Source organism: Terrabacter sp. P2_E3 (assembly GCF_056403915.1).
In genome coordinates, this window is the sequence record NZ_JBFUEN010000001.1 from 93653 (window position 1) to 111983 (window position 18331).

General features: G+C 70.9%; 16 protein-coding genes. 12 read left to right on the forward strand and 4 right to left on the reverse strand.

The window, feature by feature from the left end; genetic code table 11:
* Nucleotides 1-3 precede the first annotated feature (3 nt).
* The 4 genes from secD (at nucleotide 4) to AC1DW8_RS00450 (ending at nucleotide 5979) form a co-directional block, all read left to right on the forward strand.
* Entirely contained in the window at nucleotides 4-1914 is a 1911-nt protein-coding gene (gene secD, locus AC1DW8_RS00435; protein WP_478091072.1) for a protein translocase subunit SecD, read from the forward strand.
* Nucleotides 1911-3065: a protein translocase subunit SecF gene (gene secF, locus AC1DW8_RS00440; protein ID WP_056777207.1), complete on the forward strand. Its 1155-nt coding sequence runs from the start codon at nucleotides 1911-1913 to the stop codon at nucleotides 3063-3065. Before secD ends, secF begins: the two co-directional genes overlap by 4 nt.
* 75 nt (nucleotides 3066-3140) lie before the next feature.
* Entirely contained in the window at nucleotides 3141-3665 is a 525-nt protein-coding gene (locus tag AC1DW8_RS00445) for an adenine phosphoribosyltransferase (protein WP_082619858.1), read from the forward strand.
* A gap of 28 nt (nucleotides 3666-3693) precedes the next feature.
* Nucleotides 3694-5979: a RelA/SpoT family protein gene (locus AC1DW8_RS00450; RefSeq protein WP_020144302.1), complete on the forward strand. Its 2286-nt coding sequence runs from the start codon at nucleotides 3694-3696 to the stop codon at nucleotides 5977-5979.
* A gap of 96 nt (nucleotides 5980-6075) precedes the next feature.
* Here the strand turns inward: AC1DW8_RS00450 and AC1DW8_RS00455 are convergent, their stop codons facing one another.
* Nucleotides 6076-8187 (reverse strand): DUF349 domain-containing protein, encoded by a 2112-nt coding sequence (locus AC1DW8_RS00455; RefSeq protein WP_478091076.1) that lies wholly within the window; start codon nucleotides 8185-8187, stop codon nucleotides 6076-6078.
* Entirely contained in the window at nucleotides 8184-9026 is an 843-nt protein-coding gene (locus tag AC1DW8_RS00460; protein ID WP_478091078.1) for a peptidylprolyl isomerase, read from the reverse strand. The genes AC1DW8_RS00455 and AC1DW8_RS00460 overlap by 4 nt, the downstream gene beginning before the upstream one ends.
* Before the next feature lie 228 nt (nucleotides 9027-9254).
* Between AC1DW8_RS00460 and AC1DW8_RS00465 the strand changes: the two genes are divergently transcribed.
* Both AC1DW8_RS00465 and hisS read left to right on the forward strand, forming a co-directional pair.
* A complete protein-coding gene (locus AC1DW8_RS00465) occupies nucleotides 9255-9956 on the forward strand; it encodes an MBL fold metallo-hydrolase (protein WP_056777199.1) in 702 nt (233 codons plus the stop codon).
* A 29-nt stretch (nucleotides 9957-9985) separates the two neighbouring features.
* Complete coding sequence (gene hisS / locus AC1DW8_RS00470; RefSeq protein WP_478091430.1) at nucleotides 9986-11302, forward strand: histidine--tRNA ligase; 1317 nt, start codon at nucleotides 9986-9988, stop codon at nucleotides 11300-11302.
* Nucleotides 11303-11333: 31 nt separating this feature from the next.
* Here the strand turns inward: hisS and AC1DW8_RS00475 are convergent, their stop codons facing one another.
* Entirely contained in the window at nucleotides 11334-11945 is a 612-nt protein-coding gene (locus tag AC1DW8_RS00475; protein ID WP_056777197.1) for a hypothetical protein, read from the reverse strand.
* On the reverse strand, nucleotides 11942-12313 hold the full coding sequence (locus AC1DW8_RS00480) for a hypothetical protein (protein WP_478091080.1): 372 nt from the start codon (nucleotides 12311-12313) through the stop codon (nucleotides 11942-11944). Before AC1DW8_RS00480 ends, AC1DW8_RS00475 begins: the two co-directional genes overlap by 4 nt.
* 202 nt (nucleotides 12314-12515) lie before the next feature.
* Between AC1DW8_RS00480 and ald the strand changes: the two genes are divergently transcribed.
* The 6 genes from ald to AC1DW8_RS00510 all read left to right on the forward strand — a co-directional run bounded on the left by ald (nucleotide 12516) and on the right by AC1DW8_RS00510 (nucleotide 18312).
* On the forward strand, nucleotides 12516-13631 hold the full coding sequence (gene ald / locus AC1DW8_RS00485) for an alanine dehydrogenase (RefSeq protein ID WP_056777190.1): 1116 nt from the start codon (nucleotides 12516-12518) through the stop codon (nucleotides 13629-13631).
* Nucleotides 13628-14614, forward strand: coding sequence for a site-specific tyrosine recombinase XerD (gene xerD, locus AC1DW8_RS00490; RefSeq protein ID WP_478091432.1), 987 nt, complete (start codon nucleotides 13628-13630; stop codon nucleotides 14612-14614). The genes ald and xerD overlap by 4 nt, the downstream gene beginning before the upstream one ends.
* A 96-nt stretch (nucleotides 14615-14710) precedes the next feature.
* The gene (locus tag AC1DW8_RS00495) at nucleotides 14711-15655 is read left to right on the forward strand and encodes a ParA family protein (RefSeq protein ID WP_478091434.1); all 945 of its coding nucleotides are present in this window, start codon (nucleotides 14711-14713) and stop codon (nucleotides 15653-15655) included.
* Nucleotides 15656-15669: 14 nt separating this feature from the next.
* Nucleotides 15670-16704: a segregation and condensation protein A gene (locus AC1DW8_RS00500; protein ID WP_478091083.1), complete on the forward strand. Its 1035-nt coding sequence runs from the start codon at nucleotides 15670-15672 to the stop codon at nucleotides 16702-16704.
* Nucleotides 16697-17353 (forward strand): SMC-Scp complex subunit ScpB, encoded by a 657-nt coding sequence (gene scpB / locus AC1DW8_RS00505; protein ID WP_478091085.1) that lies wholly within the window; start codon nucleotides 16697-16699, stop codon nucleotides 17351-17353. Before AC1DW8_RS00500 ends, scpB begins: the two co-directional genes overlap by 8 nt.
* Entirely contained in the window at nucleotides 17350-18312 is a 963-nt protein-coding gene (locus tag AC1DW8_RS00510; protein ID WP_056777181.1) for a pseudouridine synthase, read from the forward strand. The genes scpB and AC1DW8_RS00510 overlap by 4 nt, the downstream gene beginning before the upstream one ends.
* Nucleotides 18313-18331 lie beyond the last annotated feature (19 nt).

Here is an 18331-nt window from a genome sequence, read left to right on the forward strand (position 1 = left end):
TTCGTGGCACGCAGCTCCACCAAGAAGTCGGCGAGACGGAGCCTCCTGGCGCTCGTCGTCATCATCCTCGCCCTCGGCGGTCTCGCCGCCGGCCTGACGAAGTGGGCCGACGGGTCGATGAACCCTCGCCTCGGGCTCGACCTCGAGGGCGGCACGGAGCTCGTGCTCCAGCCCCAGCTCAACGGCACCGAGACCATCAGCGAGGGCCAGGTCAACCGCGCGGTCGACATCATCCGCCAGCGCATCGACGCCAACGGCGTCTCCGAGGCCGAGATCACCACGCAGGGCGGCCGCAGCATCGTCGTGGCGATCCCCGGCCAGCCGACGGCCGAGCAGCTCGACGCGCTGAAGAAGCCCTCTCAGCTGCGCTTCCGCGCCGTCTACGTGCAGGCGCTCGACCCCAACGCCAGCCAGGCCAACCCGAGCGGCACGCCGACCGGGACGTCCACCGGCACGGCGACGCCTTCCGGCACCGCGACCGGCACGGGCACGCCGAAGGCCACGGGCACTGCGACGCCCTCGACGTCCGCGACCGCCCAGAACGGCGTCGTCCCCGACGCGCTGCGCGCCGCCACGACCCCGGTGACCCCGACGCCGTCGGCCACGCCGTCGGGCACGGCGACGACGCCGGCACCTGCCGCCACCGAGGCCCCCGCGCCGACGGCCGCGCAGACCGAGGCCGCCATCAAGACGCAGGTGAGCACCGGCCTCGTCGGGCTCGGCTGGGACAAGGCCAAGGCCGACGCAGCTGCGACGAAGGTCGCCAAGGAGTACACCGCGCTCGACTGCTCGGCTCCCGGGGCGGTCGACAAGATCCAGGACGACCCAGCCCAGCCCATCGCCACGTGCGGCGAGGACCGTGTCACCAAGTACGTCCTCGGCCCGAGCGAGATCGACGGCAGCGAGATCGCCGACGCCACGAGCGGCTACCAGCCCGGCCCGAACGGCCAGCCGACCTCCATCGTCGAGGTCGCACTGTCCTTCAAGGACGCCGGCAAGGCCAAGTTCGCGGCCGTGACCAAGCGCCTCTACGGCCTGCAGTCCCAGCCGCCGCTCGACCAGTTCGCAGTCGTGCTCGACAAGGCCGTCATCACGGCACCGCAGGCCCGCGCCGTCATCACCGACGGTCGGGCCTCGATCACCGGCTCGTTCACCATCGACTCGGCCAAGCAGCTCGCCGAGCAGCTGAAGTTCGGTGCCCTCCCGATCTCATTTGCCCTGCAGACGCAGGACAACATCACGCCCCAGCTCGGTGAGGAGCAGCTGCGCATCGGCCTGCTGGCCGGCTTCATCGGTCTGCTGCTCGTCGTCATCTACTCGCTGCTCCAGTACCGCGCGCTCGGCCTCGTCACGGTCGCCTCGCTCGTCGTGGCCTCCGTCATCACCTACCTCGCGGTGACGGTCCTCGGTACGACGCACGGCTTCCGCCTGACGATGGCCGGGGTGACGGGTCTCATCGTGGCCATCGGTGTCACGGCCGACAGCTTCATCGTCTACTTCGAGCGCATCCGCGACGAGGTGCGTGACGGTCGCCCGCTCGTGGCTGCCGTCGAGACCGGGTGGAAGCGCGCCCGCCGCACGATCATCGCGGCCGACGGCGTCAACTTCATCGCGGCCGGGGTGCTCTACTTCCTCGCCTCGAGCAACGTCCGAGGCTTCGCGTTCACGCTCGGACTGACGACGCTCATCGACCTGCTCGTCGTCATCCTCTTCACGCACCCCACGGTGCAGCTGCTGGCCCGCACGAAGTTCTTCGGCGGCGGCCACAAGTGGTCGGGTCTCGACCCTGAGCGCCTCGGCGCCAAGGAGGCGGTCCGCTACCGCGGCCGCGGCCAGTTCGGGGCACCCGGCGTCCAGCGCCCGCCCGCCACCGTGGGCTCGGCCCGCGTCGCCGATGGGAAGGCCCAGGCATGATCAACTTCGCCCAGGTCGGCAACGACCTCTACACCGGCAAGCGCTCGATCGAGTTCATCAAGCGCCAGAAGACGTGGTACGCCATCTCGGCGGTGCTCATCGTCCTCGCACTCGTCGGCATCTTCGTCAAGGGCCTGAACTTCGGCATCGAGTTCAGCGGTGGGTCGGAGTTCCGCGTCCAGGGCGTGTCCAACAGCCAGGGCTACGAGGAGAAGGCCCAGAGCGCCATCGCCAGCGCCGGCATCGAGGGCAACGTCGTCACGACGATCGTCGGCCAGGACACCGTCCGCGTGCAGTCCGAGGCTGCGGCCGACCGCACCGACGAGGCCAGCACCGCACTCGCCCAGCAGTTCGGCGTCGACAAGGGCGCGGTCAGCGCGTCGCTCATCGGTCCGAGCTGGGGGCAGTCGGTCAGCCAGCAGGCGATCCGGGGACTCATCGTCTTCCTCGTCATCGTGACGGCGGTCATGGCGCTCTACTTCCGCACGTGGAAGATGGCCGTGTCCGGTCTCGTGGCCCTGCTGCACGACCTCGTCATCACCGTCGGCATCTACGCGCTCTTCGGCTTCGAGATCACGCCCTCGTCGATGATCGGGTTCCTCACGATCCTCGGGTACTCGCTCTACGACACCGTCGTCGTCTTCGACAAGGTGCGCGAGAACACCGCGGACGCGTTCCGGACCAAGCGCATGACGTACTCCGCGGCGGCCAACCTCGCGGTCAACCAGACGCTCGTCCGCTCGATCAACACGACCGTCGTCGCGCTGCTGCCGATCGCGGCCGTGCTCTTCGTCGGCTTCACGCTGCTCGGCCCGGGCACGCTGCTCGACCTGTCGCTCGCCCTCTTCATCGGCATCGCGGTCGGCGCCTACTCGTCGATCTTCATCGCGACCCCGCTGCTCGTCGACCTGCGTCGCAACGAGCCCGCCGTCCGTGAGCTCGACAAGTACGTCGCGCGCCATGGTGCCAAGCAGGCTGCCTCCGCAGCACAGCTCGGCGGTGAGCCGGCCTACGTCGGCGCGGACGCCACCGGTGCTGCTGCCGACGACGGCGCCGACTCCGCGGTCGAGGGCGCACCGCGTCCCGTGCACAAGTACGCCCAGGCCGGACCGCGCAACCAGCCCAAGCGCGCGCCGAAGTCGCGACGCTGACGGCGGGGCCGCATCCGCGGCCCCGCCTCCGCACGCGGTTCGTGCACCGCCCGTTCGACCACCTCAGGAGACGGCGTGAGCCAGATCAGTGACCTCGTCGCGAGCAAGCTGCGTGACATCCCGGACTTCCCCAAGCCCGGGGTCCTCTTCAAGGACTTCACCCCGCTCATCGCCGACGGTGCCGCCCTCGGCGAGCTCGTCCGCGACATCGCGCAGCGGTATGCCGGTCAGGTCGACGTCGTCGTCGGCATCGAGGCCCGCGGCTTCATCCTCGGCGCGGCCGTGGCCTACGAGCTCGGCCTCGGCATGGTGCCCGTGCGCAAGGCCGGCAAGCTTCCGGGGGAGACCCTCAAGGAGTCCTACGCGCTCGAGTACGGCACGGCCGAGATCGAGGTGCACACCGACGCCTTCGAGCCCGGCCAGCGCGTGCTCGTCCTCGACGACGTGCTCGCCACGGGCGGCACCGCCGAGGCGTGCGCGCAGCTCGTCGAGCGGGCCGGCGCCACGGTCGCCGCGATCGAGGTCGTGCTCGAGCTGGCCTTCCTCGAGGGACGCAGCCGTCTCGCGGGCCGGCCGGTCAACGCCATCCTCACCGTCTGATCACAGAGGGACCGCCTAGACTCTCTGCATGAGCGAGGACGTCCGCAACGAGCTGTCCACCCCGTCGCGGGTGCGCGCCCGTTTCGCCCGGTTCGGGGCCACCCGGCCGGCGGGCAACCCCGTGCTCGAGCCGCTCATGACCGCGGTGCGCCAGAACCACCCGAAGGCCGACCTCTCGGTCATCGAGCGGGCGTATGCCGTCGCCGAGAGCGCCCACGAGGGCCAGATGCGCAAGAGCGGCGACGCCTACATCACGCACCCGCTCGCCGTCACGACGATCCTCGCCGAGCTCGGCATGACGCCGCCCACCCTCGCGGCGGCGCTGCTGCACGACACCGTCGAGGACACGGCATACGGCCTCGACGAGCTGCGCCACGACTTCGGTGACGAGATCGCCATGCTCGTCGACGGCGTCACCAAGCTCGACAAGGTCACCTACGGCGAGGCCGCGCAGGCCGAGACCGTCCGCAAGATGGTCATCGCGATGGCGCGCGACATCCGGGTCCTCGTCATCAAGCTCGCCGACCGGCTGCACAACGCCCGCACGTGGCGCTACGTCAGCCCCGAGTCGGCCAAGCGCAAGGCCAACGAGACGCTCGAGATCTACGCCCCGCTCGCGCACCGCCTCGGCATGAACACCATCAAGTGGGAGCTCGAGGACCTCTCGTTCGCGACGCTCTACCCCAAGGTCTACGACGAGATCGTGCGTCTCGTCGCCGAGCGCGCGCCGGCCCGCGAGGAGTACCTCGCCGGGGTGCGCACCCAGGTCACCGAGGACCTCACGGCCGCCAAGATCAAGGCCGTCGTCACCGGCCGGCCCAAGCACTACTACTCCGTGTACCAGAAGATGATCGTGCGGGGCCGCGACTTCGAGGAGATCTACGACCTCGTCGCCGTCCGCGTCCTCGTCGACACGGTGCGCGACTGCTACGCGGCGCTGGGCGCCCTTCACTCGCGGTGGAACCCGGTCCCGGGCCGGTTCAAGGACTACATCGCGATGCCGAAGTTCAACATGTACCAGTCGCTGCACACGACGGTCATCGGACCCCAGGGCAAGCCGGTCGAGATCCAGATCCGCACGCACACGATGCACCGCCGCGCCGAGTACGGCGTCGCCGCGCACTGGAAGTACAAGGACCAGAGCAACGGCGGCGGCCCCGCCCGTCCCGGCGAGATCACGCCGCAGAACGACATGGCTTGGCTGCGCCAGCTGCTCGACTGGCAACGCGAGACCGAGGACCCGGGCGAGTTCCTCGACTCGCTGCGCTTCGAGATGGGCAGCAGCGAGGTCTACGTCTTCACCCCGAAGGGCTCGGTCGTCGCGCTGCCGATGGGCGGCACGCCCGTCGACTTCGCGTATGCCGTCCACACCGAGGTCGGGCACCACTGCATCGGCGCGCGCGTCAACGGGCGCCTCGTGCCCCTCGAGTCGACCCTCGAGAACGGCGACGTCGTCGAGGTGCTGACGTCCAAGGCCGACGGCGCCGGCCCGTCGCGCGACTGGCTCCAGTTCGTCAAGAGTCCCCGGGCCCGCAACAAGATCAAGCAGTGGTTCTCCAAGGAGCGCCGCGAGGAGGCCATCGAGGCCGGCAAGGACTCGATCGCCAAGGCGCTGCGCAAGCAGAACCTCCCGCTCCAGCGGCTCATGAGCCACGAGTCGATGACCGCCGTCGCGACCGACCTGCGCTACCAGGACATCGAGGCGCTGTACGCCGCGGTGGGCGAGGGGCACGTCTCCGCGCAGCACGTCGTCGGCAAGGTCGTCGCGTCGATGGGTGGCGTCGACGGCGCCACCGAGGACCTCGCCGAGGCCACGGTCCCGACGCGGGCCGCAAGCCGGCGCAAGCCGGGCGACCCCGGTGTCGTCGTCGTCGGCACGGCGGACGTGTGGGTCAAGCTCGCCAAGTGCTGCACCCCGGTGCCGGGCGACCCGATCATCGGTTTCGTGACGCGCGGCAACGGCGTCTCGGTGCACCGCGTCGACTGCACCAACGCCGACCAGCTGACGGCCAACCCGGAGCGGCTCATCGACGTCGAGTGGGCGCCGAGCTCCGCCAGCGTCTTCCTCGTGCAGCTGCAGGTCGAGGCTCTCGACCGCAATCGCCTCCTCAGCGACGTGACCCGCGTCCTGTCGGACCAGCACGTCAACATCCTGTCGGCATCGGTCCAGACGTCGCGCGACCGGGTGGCCATCTCCCGCTTCACCTTCGAGATGGGTGACCCGGCGCACCTCGACCACGTCATGCAGGCGGTCCGCAAGATCGACGGGGTCTTCGACGTCTACCGTGTCAACGGTGGCAAGTCGACGATGTAGCCGTCGGCCTCTGGACACCGCAGCACGCGGCACGCAAAAGGGCCCACCCGACGAGATCGCTTGTCGGGTGGGCCCTTTCGTGGGTGGGGCTGGTCGTCAGCCGCCGAACTCGGCGACGCCGGCGCGGGCCTGGTCGAGCCAGACCTGACGCGCGTCGAGCGCCTCGCGGGCCTTCTTGATCTTGCTCGCGCTGCCGGACGCCTCGGCCTTGGCGAGGTCGTCCTGCAGGTCCGCGACGGCACGCTCGAGCTGGTCGACCATGGCCCGGGCACGGGCCGCGACCTCGGGGTTGCTCGACTTCCACTTGCGGTCCTCGGCGTCCCGCACGGTCTGCTCGACGCGGCGCATGGCCTTCTCGACGCGCTCCATGTCGGACCGCGGGACCTTGCCGGCGGCATCCCACTTGTCCTGGATGACGCGCAGCTGGCCCTTGGCCTTCTCGAGGTCGGTCACGGGCAGGATCGCCTCGGCCTCGACGAGCAGGGCCTCCTTGACGGTGAGGTTGCCGCGGTACTGCTCCTCCTCGGCAGCGACGACCTCGTCCTTCGCCGTGAAGAAGGTGTCCTGCGCCGCCTTGAAGCGCGCCCACAGCTTGTCGTCGTCGGACCTGCTGGCCCGACCGGCGCGGCGCCACTCGTCCATGAGGCGCTTGAACGCCCCTGCGGTGGCAGCCCAGTCGGTGCTCGTCGCGAGCTTCTCGGCCTCGGCGACGAGCCGCTCCTTGGCACCCTTGGCGTCGGCGTGCTGCGCGTCGAGCCCGGCGAAGTGGCTGCGTCGTGCCTTGTCGAAGCCGTTGCGGGCGCTGCTGAAACGCTGCCACAGGTTCGACTCCGTCTCGCGGTCGAGGCGGGTGGCGGAGCGCTGGTGCGCCTTCCACTCGTCGAGCAGCTCACGCATCCGGGCGCCGCTCGTCTTCCACTGGATCCGGTTCTCCGGCTGGCCGGCGATCGACTCGGCCTCGGCCACGATCTTCTCGCGCTCGGCCGTGGCGGCCACCCGCGCCTCGGCGCGGTGCTGCTGCTCGACGTTGCGCTTGGCGGCGAGGCCGGACTGGATCTGGTCGAGCTTGGTGGCGAGGGCGTCGAGGTCGCCGACGACGGTCGCGTCCTTGACCTGTGCCGCGAGGGTCTTGAGGCCCTCACCGACGTCCTTCGACGGGACCTCGGGCTGCGACAGGCGCTGCTCGAGCAGCACCGCCGATGCGAAGAGCTCGTCGTACTTGCGCGCGAAGTAGGTCAGTGCCTCCTGGTCGCTCGCGCCGGGATAGGAGCCGACCTCCTGCTCCTCGCCGTCCTTGGTGCGGACGAAGACCGTGCCGTTCTCGTCGACGCGTCCGAAGGCCGCCGAGGCCGAGTGGTCGGTCGTGATCGGCGCCGGCGCGGCGGGAGTGACCGTCGGGTGCGGGACGGCCTTGGCGAGTGCCGCCGGTGTCGGGATCGACGAGGGCTTGGGGATGCTCCCCGGGGACGGCGCAGCGGGTGCCGCGACCTCCTCGCCCTCCGCGGCCTCCGTGGCCTCCGTGGCCTCCGTGGCCTCCGCCGGTGCCGCGGTCTCCGCCGGCGCCGCAGTCTCGCCGGCGTCACCGGACTCGGTGCTGCTGACCGACGCCGCGGCCTCCGCGGTCTCGACCGCGGCCGCCGCCGGCTCGTCTGCCGTCATCGCGACGGGCTCGGCCACGGCCGACTCGCTGGCCTCGGGCGTGGCGACGGGCGCCTCGGCCGCTGCCTCCGGGGCGGTGCCGGCCGGCTCGGCGCTCTCCGGCTCTGCCACGGCCACCGGCTCGGGCTCGACCACGGGCTCGACCACGGTCTCGACGACGGGCTCGACCACGGGCTCGACGACGGGAACGGCCTCGGCATCAGCCTCGACGCTCTCGGTCGTGTCGCCGGACTCGGTGGCCTCCACCGAGGCGACGGCCTCGGCCGTCTCGGTCGTCGCCGCAGGCTCGGACGGGGTGGAAGCGTCGGCCGTGTCGGCCGGCGCGGTGTCGTCGACCGTCTCGACGGTGTCGGCCGTGTCGGCCGGCTTGGTGTCGTCGACCGTCTCGACGGTGTCGGCCGTGTCGGCCGGCTTGGTGTCGTCGACCGTCTCGACGGTTTCCACGGTGTCGGCGTTCTCGGCCGCCGGTTCGATCGCGGCCTCGCTGGGCTGCTCCTCCGTCGCGGTGGCGGTGGTGTCGTCCGGCTCGGGCTGCTTGATGTCGGTCATGCCTTCTTCTCCGTCACGCTGACGCTGAGGATGCTGATCGGGGAGACGGGGGTTCCGTCCGTCGGGCTGGGGGGCAGGGCCTTGTTCGCGGCGATCTTGTCGACGATGTCGAGGCCCTTGGTCACCTTCCCGAAGATCGTGTAGCCACCGCCGTCGGTGGGCAACTGGGTTTCCTTGTAGGTGATGAAGAACTGGCCGCCGTTGCTGTTCGGGTCGGAGGTGCGCGCCATGGCGAGCACACCGGTGGGGTACTTCCCGTCCTTGGGCGCGTTCTCGATGCCGAAGGTGTAGCCCGGGCCGCCCTGACCGGTGCCCGTGGGGTCACCGCACTGGAGGACGTAGATGCCCTCGGTCGTGACGCGGTGGCACGGGCTCGGGGCCCAGAAGCCGGTCTTGGCCAGGTTGATGAACGAGGCGACGGTCTGCGGCGCCTTCGTCCCGTCGAGCTCGAAGGTGAGGTCGCCGCACGTGGTCCTGACCGTGGCGACGAAGGTCTTGCCGGCAGCCGTGGCCTTGGCCGGGACCTGCTTCTGCTGCTTCGGGGTGGTCTGGTTCGCCGGGGGAGCGGTGCAGCCGGCCGCGAGCTTCTGGCCCGCAGCGAGCCCGCCCGAGCTCGTCGGGGTGCTCGTAGGGGTCGTCGACCCGGCCGCGGGGGTGGCGGTGTCGGAGCTGCCGACGAGCTTGGGCACGACGATGGCCGCAGCGATGACGAGGATGACCGCGAGGATCACACCGAAGACCTGCTTGTCGCGCGTCGAGTCGCTCACCGGCGGCTTGGCGGTCTTCTGCTGTTCCTCGTGGCGGCGGCGCGCACGTGCGCGTTCCTGCTCTTTGGTCACGAACCTCTCCTCGTACGGGCCACATGGGCTGTCCCCGGGCGTTCGGTCATTTTATGGAACGACTGCGGCGCGCACGCAGCGGGACGGGTCACGAGTCCGTGACATCTCCCCTCCGACGCGCGGATTTGCGCCCGGAAGCCCTGCGGACGGCATACCCAGTGTGTCGGTCCCGAGTCCCGAGGGCGTATGCCGTCCGCCCCGGTGGGGGTGCGTCGCTAGGCTCCCAGCGTGCTGACCATTGCCTTCCCCGCCCAGGCGTTCGACACCAACTGCTACGTGCTCGCCGCGGGTGCCGGGGAGGAGTGCGTCATCGTCGATCCCGGGATCGGCGTGGAGGAGACGTTGCGCGAGGTGCTAACGGAGCACCGGCTGAGGCCGGCCGCGGTGCTGCTCACGCACGGGCACGTCGACCACGTCTACTCGGTGACCCCCGTCTGCGGCGCCGACACGGCCGCCTACATCCACGCGGACGACCGCTACCGCCTGCACGACCTGCTCGGACGCAGCAACCCGGGCCTCGTCGCGATGCTCGAGCAGCAGTTCGGCGCCGCGGCGACGTGGACCGAGCCGACCAACGTCGTCGAGATCACCGACGGCACCCGGCTGACGCTCGCGGGCATGGAGTTCGACGTGCTCCACGCCCCCGGCCACACCGAGGGCTCGGTCATGTTCGGCATCGACCGGGTGCCCGACGGCATCCGGGACCAGGTCGACGTCGACCGGACGATGGTGACCGGTGACGTGCTCTTCGCCGGCTCGGTGGGCCGCACCGACCTGCCGGGCGGCGACCCGGCCGCGATGCAGCGCAGCCTGCGCGACGTCGTCCTGCCGCTGCCGGACACGACGCTCGTGCTGCCCGGCCACTACCAGGCGACGACCATGGCCCACGAACGCGCCACCAACCCCTACCTGAGAGACTTGCCCGCGTGAGCACCCCGCAGCCCAAGGCCACCAAGGTCATGCCGATCAGCGGCTTCCCCGAGTACCTCCCGTCCGAGCGCATCGTCGAGCAGCGCTTCCTCGACGTCATCCGGGAGACCTTCGAGCTGCACGGCTTCTCCTCGGTCGAGACCCGGTCCATCGAGCCGATCGAGCGACTCAGCGCGCAGGGCGAGGACGCCGACAAGGAGATCTACGCCGTGTCGCGCCTGGCCGGCGGCAGCGACGACGACGCGCGCTGGGGCCTGCACTTCGACATGACCGTGCCGTTCGCGCGCTACGTCCTCGAGAACGCCGGCAAGCTCGCCTTCCCCTTCCGCCGCTACCAGATCCAGAAGGCGTGGCGTGGGGAGCGACCCCAGGAGGGGCGCTACCGCGAGTTCACCCAGGCGGACATCGACGTCGTCGACGTGGGGCAGCTCTCGCCGCACTTCGAGGCCGAGATGCCGCTCGTCATCGCCGACGTCTTCAGCCGGTTCCCGGTGGGCGACTTCGTCATCCAGGTCAACGACCGCAAGATCCCCAACGGCTTCTACCAGGGGATCGGCATCACCGACGTCATCGGGACGCTGCGCATCGTCGACAAGCTCGACAAGATCGGCCCGGAGAAGGTCAAGGTGCTCCTCGTGGAGTCGGGCACGACGGACGAGCAGGCCGACCAGTGCCTCGCCCTCGCCGCGATCCGCTCGGCCGACCTCGGCTTCGTCGAGCAGGTCCGGGCCCTCGGCGTCGAGCACCCGCTCCTCGACGAGGGGCTCGACTCCCTGGCCGACGTCATCCGCACCGGCATGGCCCACGCCCCCGGCAAGCTCGTCGCCGACCTGCGCATCGCGCGCGGCCTCGACTACTACACCGGCACCGTCTACGAGACCCAGTTCGTCGGGCACGAGTCGTGGGGGTCGTTCTGCTCCGGCGGCCGCTACGACGCCCTCGCCAGCGACGGGAAGAACACCTATCCGGGCGTCGGCATCTCCATCGGCGTGACCCGCATCCTCGGCCTGCTCATCGGCCGCGGGCTCGTCACCGCGTCACGCTCGACGCCTGCCGCCGTGCTCGTCGCCCTGACCGACGACGAGTCGCGCGAGGGTGCGGTCGCCGTGGCCACGGCCCTGCGCCGCCGCGGGATCGCCTGCGAGGTCGCACCGTCGGCAGCCCGCTTCGGCAAGCAGATCCGCTACGCCGAGCGTCGCGGCATCCCCTACGTGTGGTTCCCCGGGGCGGGGGAGTCCGGCGACGAGGTCAAGGACATCCGCAGCGGCGAGCAGGTCCCGGCCACCGCCGACGCGTGGACCCCGCCGGCTGACGACCTCGTGCCGCAGGTCACGCGAGCCGACTGACCCGAGGTGCGCGACCGACCGCGTGCGGAGGTCAGGTGCCGGGCGGCGGGCGCAGGCCCTGGTCACGCAGCTCGAGCAGGGCGAGCTCCCGGATGACCTCACGGTCCTGGCGCCGCCACGCCCCGGCGGGGTCGTCGGAGACGCGGGCCAGTGCACGCATCGGCTGCGTCGCCATCGCACGGAGGGCGAAGAGGTCGAGGTCCTCACCGGCATCGATGAAGCGCTGCGACTGGGTCGCGTTGCGCACGAAGCGAACCCGGACGTAGAGCCAGACCGCGAGGACGAGGACGATCGGCACGAGCGCCAGGGCGATCCCGAGCCCGAGGGCGAGCGTGTCGACCGTGTCGGCCATCGACGTCCCGGCCTGCTGGAGCGTCGTGCCGGACCCGGCGGCCTGGGTCAGCCACGTCTTCAGCTGGTCACCCACGAGCGGCAGCTGCCCGGCCTGGTCGCCCGCGCCCGTGAGGGCCCCGTTGACGGACTTCCCGGCCGACGTGATCGAGTCCGCAGGGGCACGCAGCTGCTCGACCGTGTCGTGGACCTGGCGACCGGCATACACCCAGAGGCCGATCCACAGGAGCATGAGCACGTCGGACAGCAGCTGTCGGGTGCGTCGGGCGGGGGTGTCTGCGTAGAGCTTCACGGGCCCATGTTGGCGAAGACGACGACGAAGAACACGACGAGGGCGATGAAAGCGGCGAATCCTCCCACCAGGGAGGCCACGAGGAAGCCCCCCGCGAACGAGCGAAGTGACGGGAGAGCCGTGGCCGCCGCCGCGACCGCGAGGCCGATCACGAGCAGCACGAACGCCTCGGGTGGCTCCACGCCCTGGAAGATCGGCCCCCAGACGGCTGCCACGGCGAAGAGCACGCCGGCGACGACGCCCAGGCGCCGCGTCAGCACGATGGCGCCCCCGCCCGGCCACCGCGAGGGCCTCCGCTGCCTCGGCGGCCGTGAACCGGCCGGCGCCACCGGCCAGCTGTATCCCTCGTGCGCCGGCGGATCGGTCACGGCCCCTCCTTCTCCGAGCTCGTCGGCCGCGGATGGCGGTGACCACACTGTGGCACGAGGCCGGGCCGGTCAGCGGCAGTTGCAGGAGGTCGTGACCGGGCCGTGACACCCATGGATACAGTGGGCTCGCGGCCCCTGCGGGCCCCTTCTCACCACGGCAACGGCGCCATGGTCGAGTCAGTCCGGAAGGAAGTGCAGCAGCATGAAGGTCGGCATCCCCCGCGAGGTCAAGAACCACGAGTACCGCGTGGCCATCACCCCCTCAGGCGTCCACGAGCTCACCGAGAACGGTCACGACGTCATCGTGGAGAAGGACGCCGGTGTCGGTTCGCAGATCAGCGACGACGACTACGTCGCGGCAGGCGCCCGCATCCTCGGCTCCGCCGACGACGTCTGGGGCGAGGCGGAGATGGTGCTCAAGGTCAAGGAGCCCGTGGCCGAGGAGTACCACCGGATGCGCGAGGGCCTGACCCTCTTCACGTACCTGCACCTCGCGGCCGACAAACCGCTCACCGAGGAGCTCGTCAAGCGCAAGGTCACCGGCATCGCCTACGAGACCGTGCAGCTGCCATCCGGGGCCCTGCCGCTGCTCTACCCGATGTCCGAGGTGGCCGGCTGTCTCGCCCCGCAGGTCGGCGCCCACGCGCTGATGCGCGCCCAGGGCGGCCGCGGCGTGCTCATGGGCGGCGTCGGTGGCGTGGCCAACGCCAAGGTCGTCATCCTCGGTGCCGGCGTGTCGGGCCAGAACGCCGCCAACATCGCGCTCGGCATGGGTGCCGACGTCACGCTGCTCGACACCGACCTCGACAAGCTGCGGATGTCCTTCTGGCGCTACGAGAACCAGGTCCACGGCCTCGCGTCCAACCGCCTCACGGTGCAGCAGCAGGTCCAGGAGGCCGACATGGTCATCGGGGCCGTGCTCATCCCCGGTGCGGCCGCCCCCAAGCTCGTCTCCAACGAGCTCGTCTCCCAGATGAAGCCGGGCTCCGTGCTCGTCGACATCGCCATCGACCAGGGCGGCTGCTTCGAGGACAGCCACGCCACGACGCACGCCGACCCCACCTACACGGTGCACAACTCGGTCTTCTACTGCGTCGCGAACATGCCCGGCGCCGTGCCCAACACGTCCACCTACGCGCTGACGAACTCGACGCTGCCGTATGCCGTGAAGCTCGCCAACCAGGGGTGGCGCGACGCGCTGCGCGCCGACCACGCGCTCGGACTCGGTCTCAACACGCACGACGGGCACGTCACGTACGCCGGCGTCGCGGAGGCCCACGGCATGACGTCGGTCGGTCTCGACGAGGCCCTGTCCTGACCGAGCAGGTCGTCACCGAGCCACCCGCGGCACGGCCCTCGCGCCTCGAGCGCGACGTCCGCGGGTGGCTCGACCACGTCCGCGTCGAGAAGGGCGCGTCCGACAACACCCTCAAGTCCTACGCCCGCGACCTGCGCTCCTACGCAGCGTTCCTGGCGGCCAAGGGGATCGACGACCCGAGCCGGGTCACCGAGGCCGACGTCACCGACTTCCTCGCCTCCCTGCGCGAGCGCGGGCTCGCGGCCTCGTCCGCGGCCCGCACGCTCGTCGCCGTGCGCGGCTTCCACCGGTTCCTCGCGCTCGAGGGCGAGGTCGCCGGCGACCCGGCGGCCAACGTCGCCCCGCCCAAGCCACCCGCCCGGCTGCCCAAGGCGATCCCGATCGAGGCCGTGGAACGGCTGCTCGCGGCGGCATCGGTCGGCGACACGCCCGAGTCGCTGCGCGACCGTGCCCTCCTCGAGGTCCTCTACGGCGTCGGCGCCCGCATCAGCGAGGCCGTCGACCTCGACGTCGACGACATCGAGACCGCCGGACCCGCAGACGGCTCCGGGACCGCCCCGAACGGCGGGGGAGTGGCGTCCGTCCGGCTGCACGGCAAGGGTGGCAAGGAGCGCGTCGTCCCCGTCGGCCGCTACGCGGTCGAGTCCGTGACGGCATACCTCGTCCGGGGCCGTCCGGCCCTCGCCACGCACGGAGGAGGGGGTCCGGCGCTCTTCCTCAACCAGCGGGGGGCGCGCCTCTCGCGGCAGTCGGCCTGGGCGATCATCCGCCGCGCCGCCGAGCGGGCCGACCTCACCGAGCACGTGTCGCCCCACACGCTGCGCCACTCCTTCGCCACCCACCTGCTCGACGGCGGGGCGGACGTCCGCGTCGTCCAGGAGCTGCTCGGGCACGCCTCCGTGACCACCACCCAGATCTACACGATGGTGTCGGTCCACCGACTCCGCGAGGTCTATGCGGGCGCCCACCCCCGTGCCCGCTGATAAGGTCACACGTGATCAGCGAGAGGCTGACCGCAGCATCCCAGGGCAAGGCCGAGCGGAGTGGAACACCCGGTGAACGAGGAGTCACACGACACCATGCAGTCCGTGCCGTCCGAGGACCTCGACCAGCCCCGACAGAGTCCGGTCGGTGCCGCCCCGCGGGTCGCCCACCTGCCCGGCACCGAGTCCGCCGGCTCCGGGGCCATGGGCCCGACCGGCCGTCCGCTGCCCGACTTCCCGACCCCCGTGCCGCTATCGAGCCACGGGCCCGCGCGCATCATCGCCATGTGCAACCAGAAGGGCGGCGTCGGCAAGACGACGACGACGATCAACCTCGGTGCCGCGCTGGCCGAGCTCGGTCGCAAGGTCCTCGTCATCGACTTCGACCCGCAGGGTGCGCTCTCCGTCGGTCTCGGCGTCAACGCGCAGGAGCTCGACACGACGATCTACAACCTCCTCGTCGAGCGCGGCCACGAGATCCACGACGTCATCCAGCACACGCGCACGCCCAACCTCGACCTCGTGCCGGCCAACATCGACCTGTCCGCGGCCGAGGTCCAGCTCGTCGGTGAGGTCGCCCGCGAGCAGATCCTCGCCCGCGTCCTGCGCCCCGTCGTCGACGAGTACGACCTCGTCCTCATCGACTGCCAGCCGTCGCTCGGCCTGCTCACGGTCAACGCACTGACGGCCGCGCACGGCGTCATCATCCCGCTCGAGTGCGAGTTCTTCGCGATGCGCGGCGTCGCCCTGCTCATCGACACGATCGACAAGATCACCGACCGGCTCAACCCGCGCCTGCAGGTCGACGGCATCCTCGCCACCATGTACGACAGCCGGACCCTGCACAGCCGGGAGGTCGTGCGCTCGGTCGTCGACCACTTCGGCGAGCAGGTCTTCCACACGGTGATCAGCCGCACCGTGAAGTTCCCCGACGCGACCCTGGCCGCCGAGCCGATCACGTCCTACTCGTCCGAGCACTCCGGTGCCAACGCCTACCGCCAGCTCGCCCGTGAGCTCATCGCGCGCGGCGGCGCGGCCTGATCCGCAGTGATCTGATGACCGAGCAGGACACCGTCGACCGCCCCGCGGTCGACGCCGACGACGCTGCCGTGCCCCCGGACCCGATAGCCGAGGTCGCACCAGCCCAGGAGCTGACGCCCGGCGGTGTCATCACGCGACGCTCTGCGGCCCCCTTCGAGGTGCACCTCGACGTCTTCTCCGGGCCCTTCGACCTCCTGCTCGGCCTCATCAGCAAGCACAAGCTCGACATCACCGAGGTCGCCCTCGCCAAGGTCACCGACGAGTTCGTCGCGCACATCAAGACCGCCCAGGCAGCCAACAGCGACTGGGACCTCGGCCAGGCCTCGGAGTTCCTCCTCATCGCGGCGACCCTGCTCGACCTCAAGGCCTCGCGCCTGCTCCCGCAGTCGGGCCCCCAGGACGACGAGGACCTCGCGCTCATCGAGGCGCGTGACCTGCTCTTCGCCCGGCTCCTGCAGTACCGCGCCTACAAGGACATCGCGGCCACCTTCCGTGAGCGGATGGCCACGGCCGGGCGCATCACCCCGCGCCAGGCCGGTCTCGAGCCGGAGTTCGCGGCACTGCTGCCCGAGCTCGTCATCGCCATCACACCCGAGCAGTTCGCGATGATCGCCGCCCGGGCGATGACGCCGAAGGTGGCGCCCACCGTCGGGCTCGAGCACCTCCACGCACCGCAGGTCAGCGTCCGGGAGCAGGCGGCGATCATCGTCGAGCGCCTGCGCCACCGCGGACAGGTCTCGTTCCGCAGCCTCGTGGCCGACGCCGACAGCACCCTCGTCATCGTGGCGCGCTTCCTCGCCCTGCTCGAGCTGTTCAAGGAGGCGGCGATCGCCTTCGAGCAGGCCGAGGCGCTCGGCGAGCTCGACATCCGCTGGACGGGCACCGATGACGGCGACATCGCCATCGACGACGAGTTCGACGAGGACGACGAGAACGAGGACGACGAGAACGAGGATGACGTCGAGGGCGCCGAGGGTGACGCACCGACGCCGGACACCGAGCAGACGGGTGGCGACGCCACCTCACGAAGAGGAGCAGACGATGAGTGACCAGTCGGCGCAGGGGCCCGACGCGACCGTCGAGCCCGGGGTGCTCGGCGACCGCGAGGGTGCCGACGAGCAGATCGCCTTCGACATCAACGACTTCCCGGGCGGAGCCCGCTCGGCGCTCGAGGCCGTGCTCATGGTCGTCGACGAGCCGGTGACCGAGGTCGCCCTCGCGTCGGCACTCGAGCTGCCCGTCGACGACGTGCGGATCCACCTGCACGCCCTCGAGGAGGAGTATGCCGCCGCGCAGCGCGGGTTCACCCTCCGCAGCGTGGCGGGCGGATGGCGCGTCTACAGCCGGTCCGACTTCGCGCCCGTGGTCGAGAAGTTCGTCCTCGACGGCCAGCAGGCCAAGCTGACCCAGGCCTCGCTCGAGACGCTCGCCGTCATCGCCTACCGCCAGCCGGTCTCCCGCGCCCGCGTCAGTGCCGTCCGCGGCGTCAACGTCGACGGCGTCGTCCGCACGCTGGCGTCGCGCGGCCTCATCGAGGAGGTCGAGGACGTGGGCGAGAGCGGTGCCATGCTCTTCCGCACGACCCCCTACTTCCTCCAGCGGATGGGACTGTCGTCGCTCGACGACCTCCCGGCGTTGGCGCCCTACCTCCCGGACGCCGACGTCATCGACGAGCTCATCGAGGAAGGACACGCATGAGCGAGTACTCCAGGTCCCCCCGCCAGCCGCGCAAGAAGGGGTCCGGGCCCACCGGAGGCCCCGGAAGCGTCGGCGGCGCCCGCCGTGGCGGCCGACCCGTGGCGGGCGGCAAGAGCGCCGGCGGCAAGACCGGCGGCAAGGGCTCCGGCCCGCGCTTCGCAGGCTCGACGAAGGCCAGCCAGCCCACCAGGCTGCCCGACCGCAAGCCCGCACCCGAGATCGACGTCCACGACCCCGACGGCGTGCGCCTGCAGAAGCTCATGGCCGCCGGCGGCGTCGGCTCGCGGCGTGTCTGCGAGAACCTCATCGAGCAGGGGCGCGTCGAGGTCGACGGCCAGATCGTCACGGAGCTCGGCGTGCGCATCAACCCGCAGACCCAGGTCGTCCACGTCGACGGCGTCCGCGTCAACCTCGACGAGGACCGCGTCTACCTCGCCTTCAACAAGCCCAAGGGCGTCGTGACGACGATGCACGACGAGCTCGGCCGCATCTCGCTCGAGGACTACGTCGGCAACCGCGAGCAGCGCCTCTTCCACGTGGGGCGTCTCGACGCCGACACCGAGGGTCTGCTCCTGCTCACCAACGACGGCGACCTCGCCCACCGGCTCCAGCACCCGGCATACGGCGTCCTCAAGACGTACGTCGCGACGATCCGCGGCCCGGTGCAGCGCGACGTCGGCAAGCGCCTGCGCGAGGGCGTCGAGCTCGAGGACGGTCCCGTCAGCGTCGACTCCTTCCGGATCGTCGACCACCAGCCGGGCAAGGCCATGGTCGAGGTGGTGCTCCACGAGGGCCGCAAGCACGTCGTGCGCCGCATGCTCGAGGCGGTCGGGCACCCGGTTCTCGAGCTCGTCCGCACCGAGGTCGGCCCGATCCGTCTCGCCGACCTCAAGTCCGGGCGCACCCGACGCCTCAACAAGGCCGAGATCGGGGCGCTCTACAAGGCCGCCGGTCTGTGATCCGGACGTCCCGGACCCG

Excerpts from the sequence above, each read along its gene's own strand:
- secF (WP_056777207.1), top strand. The coding sequence starts at position 1,911 with ATGATCAACTTCGCCCAGGTCGGCAACGACCTCTACACCGGCAAGCGC.
- AC1DW8_RS00450 (WP_020144302.1), top strand. The coding sequence starts at position 3,694 with ATGAGCGAGGACGTCCGCAACGAGCTGTCCACCCCGTCGCGGGTGCGC.
- AC1DW8_RS00455 (WP_478091076.1), bottom strand. The coding sequence starts at position 8,187 with ATGACCGACATCAAGCAGCCCGAGCCGGACGACACCACCGCCACCGCG.
- hisS (WP_478091430.1), top strand. The coding sequence starts at position 9,986 with ATGCCGATCAGCGGCTTCCCCGAGTACCTCCCGTCCGAGCGCATCGTC.
- ald (WP_056777190.1), top strand. The coding sequence starts at position 12,516 with ATGAAGGTCGGCATCCCCCGCGAGGTCAAGAACCACGAGTACCGCGTG.
- AC1DW8_RS00495 (WP_478091434.1), top strand. The coding sequence starts at position 14,711 with ATGCAGTCCGTGCCGTCCGAGGACCTCGACCAGCCCCGACAGAGTCCG.
- AC1DW8_RS00500 (WP_478091083.1), top strand. The coding sequence starts at position 15,670 with ATGACCGAGCAGGACACCGTCGACCGCCCCGCGGTCGACGCCGACGAC.
- scpB (WP_478091085.1), top strand. The coding sequence starts at position 16,697 with ATGAGTGACCAGTCGGCGCAGGGGCCCGACGCGACCGTCGAGCCCGGG.
- AC1DW8_RS00510 (WP_056777181.1), top strand. The coding sequence starts at position 17,350 with ATGAGCGAGTACTCCAGGTCCCCCCGCCAGCCGCGCAAGAAGGGGTCC.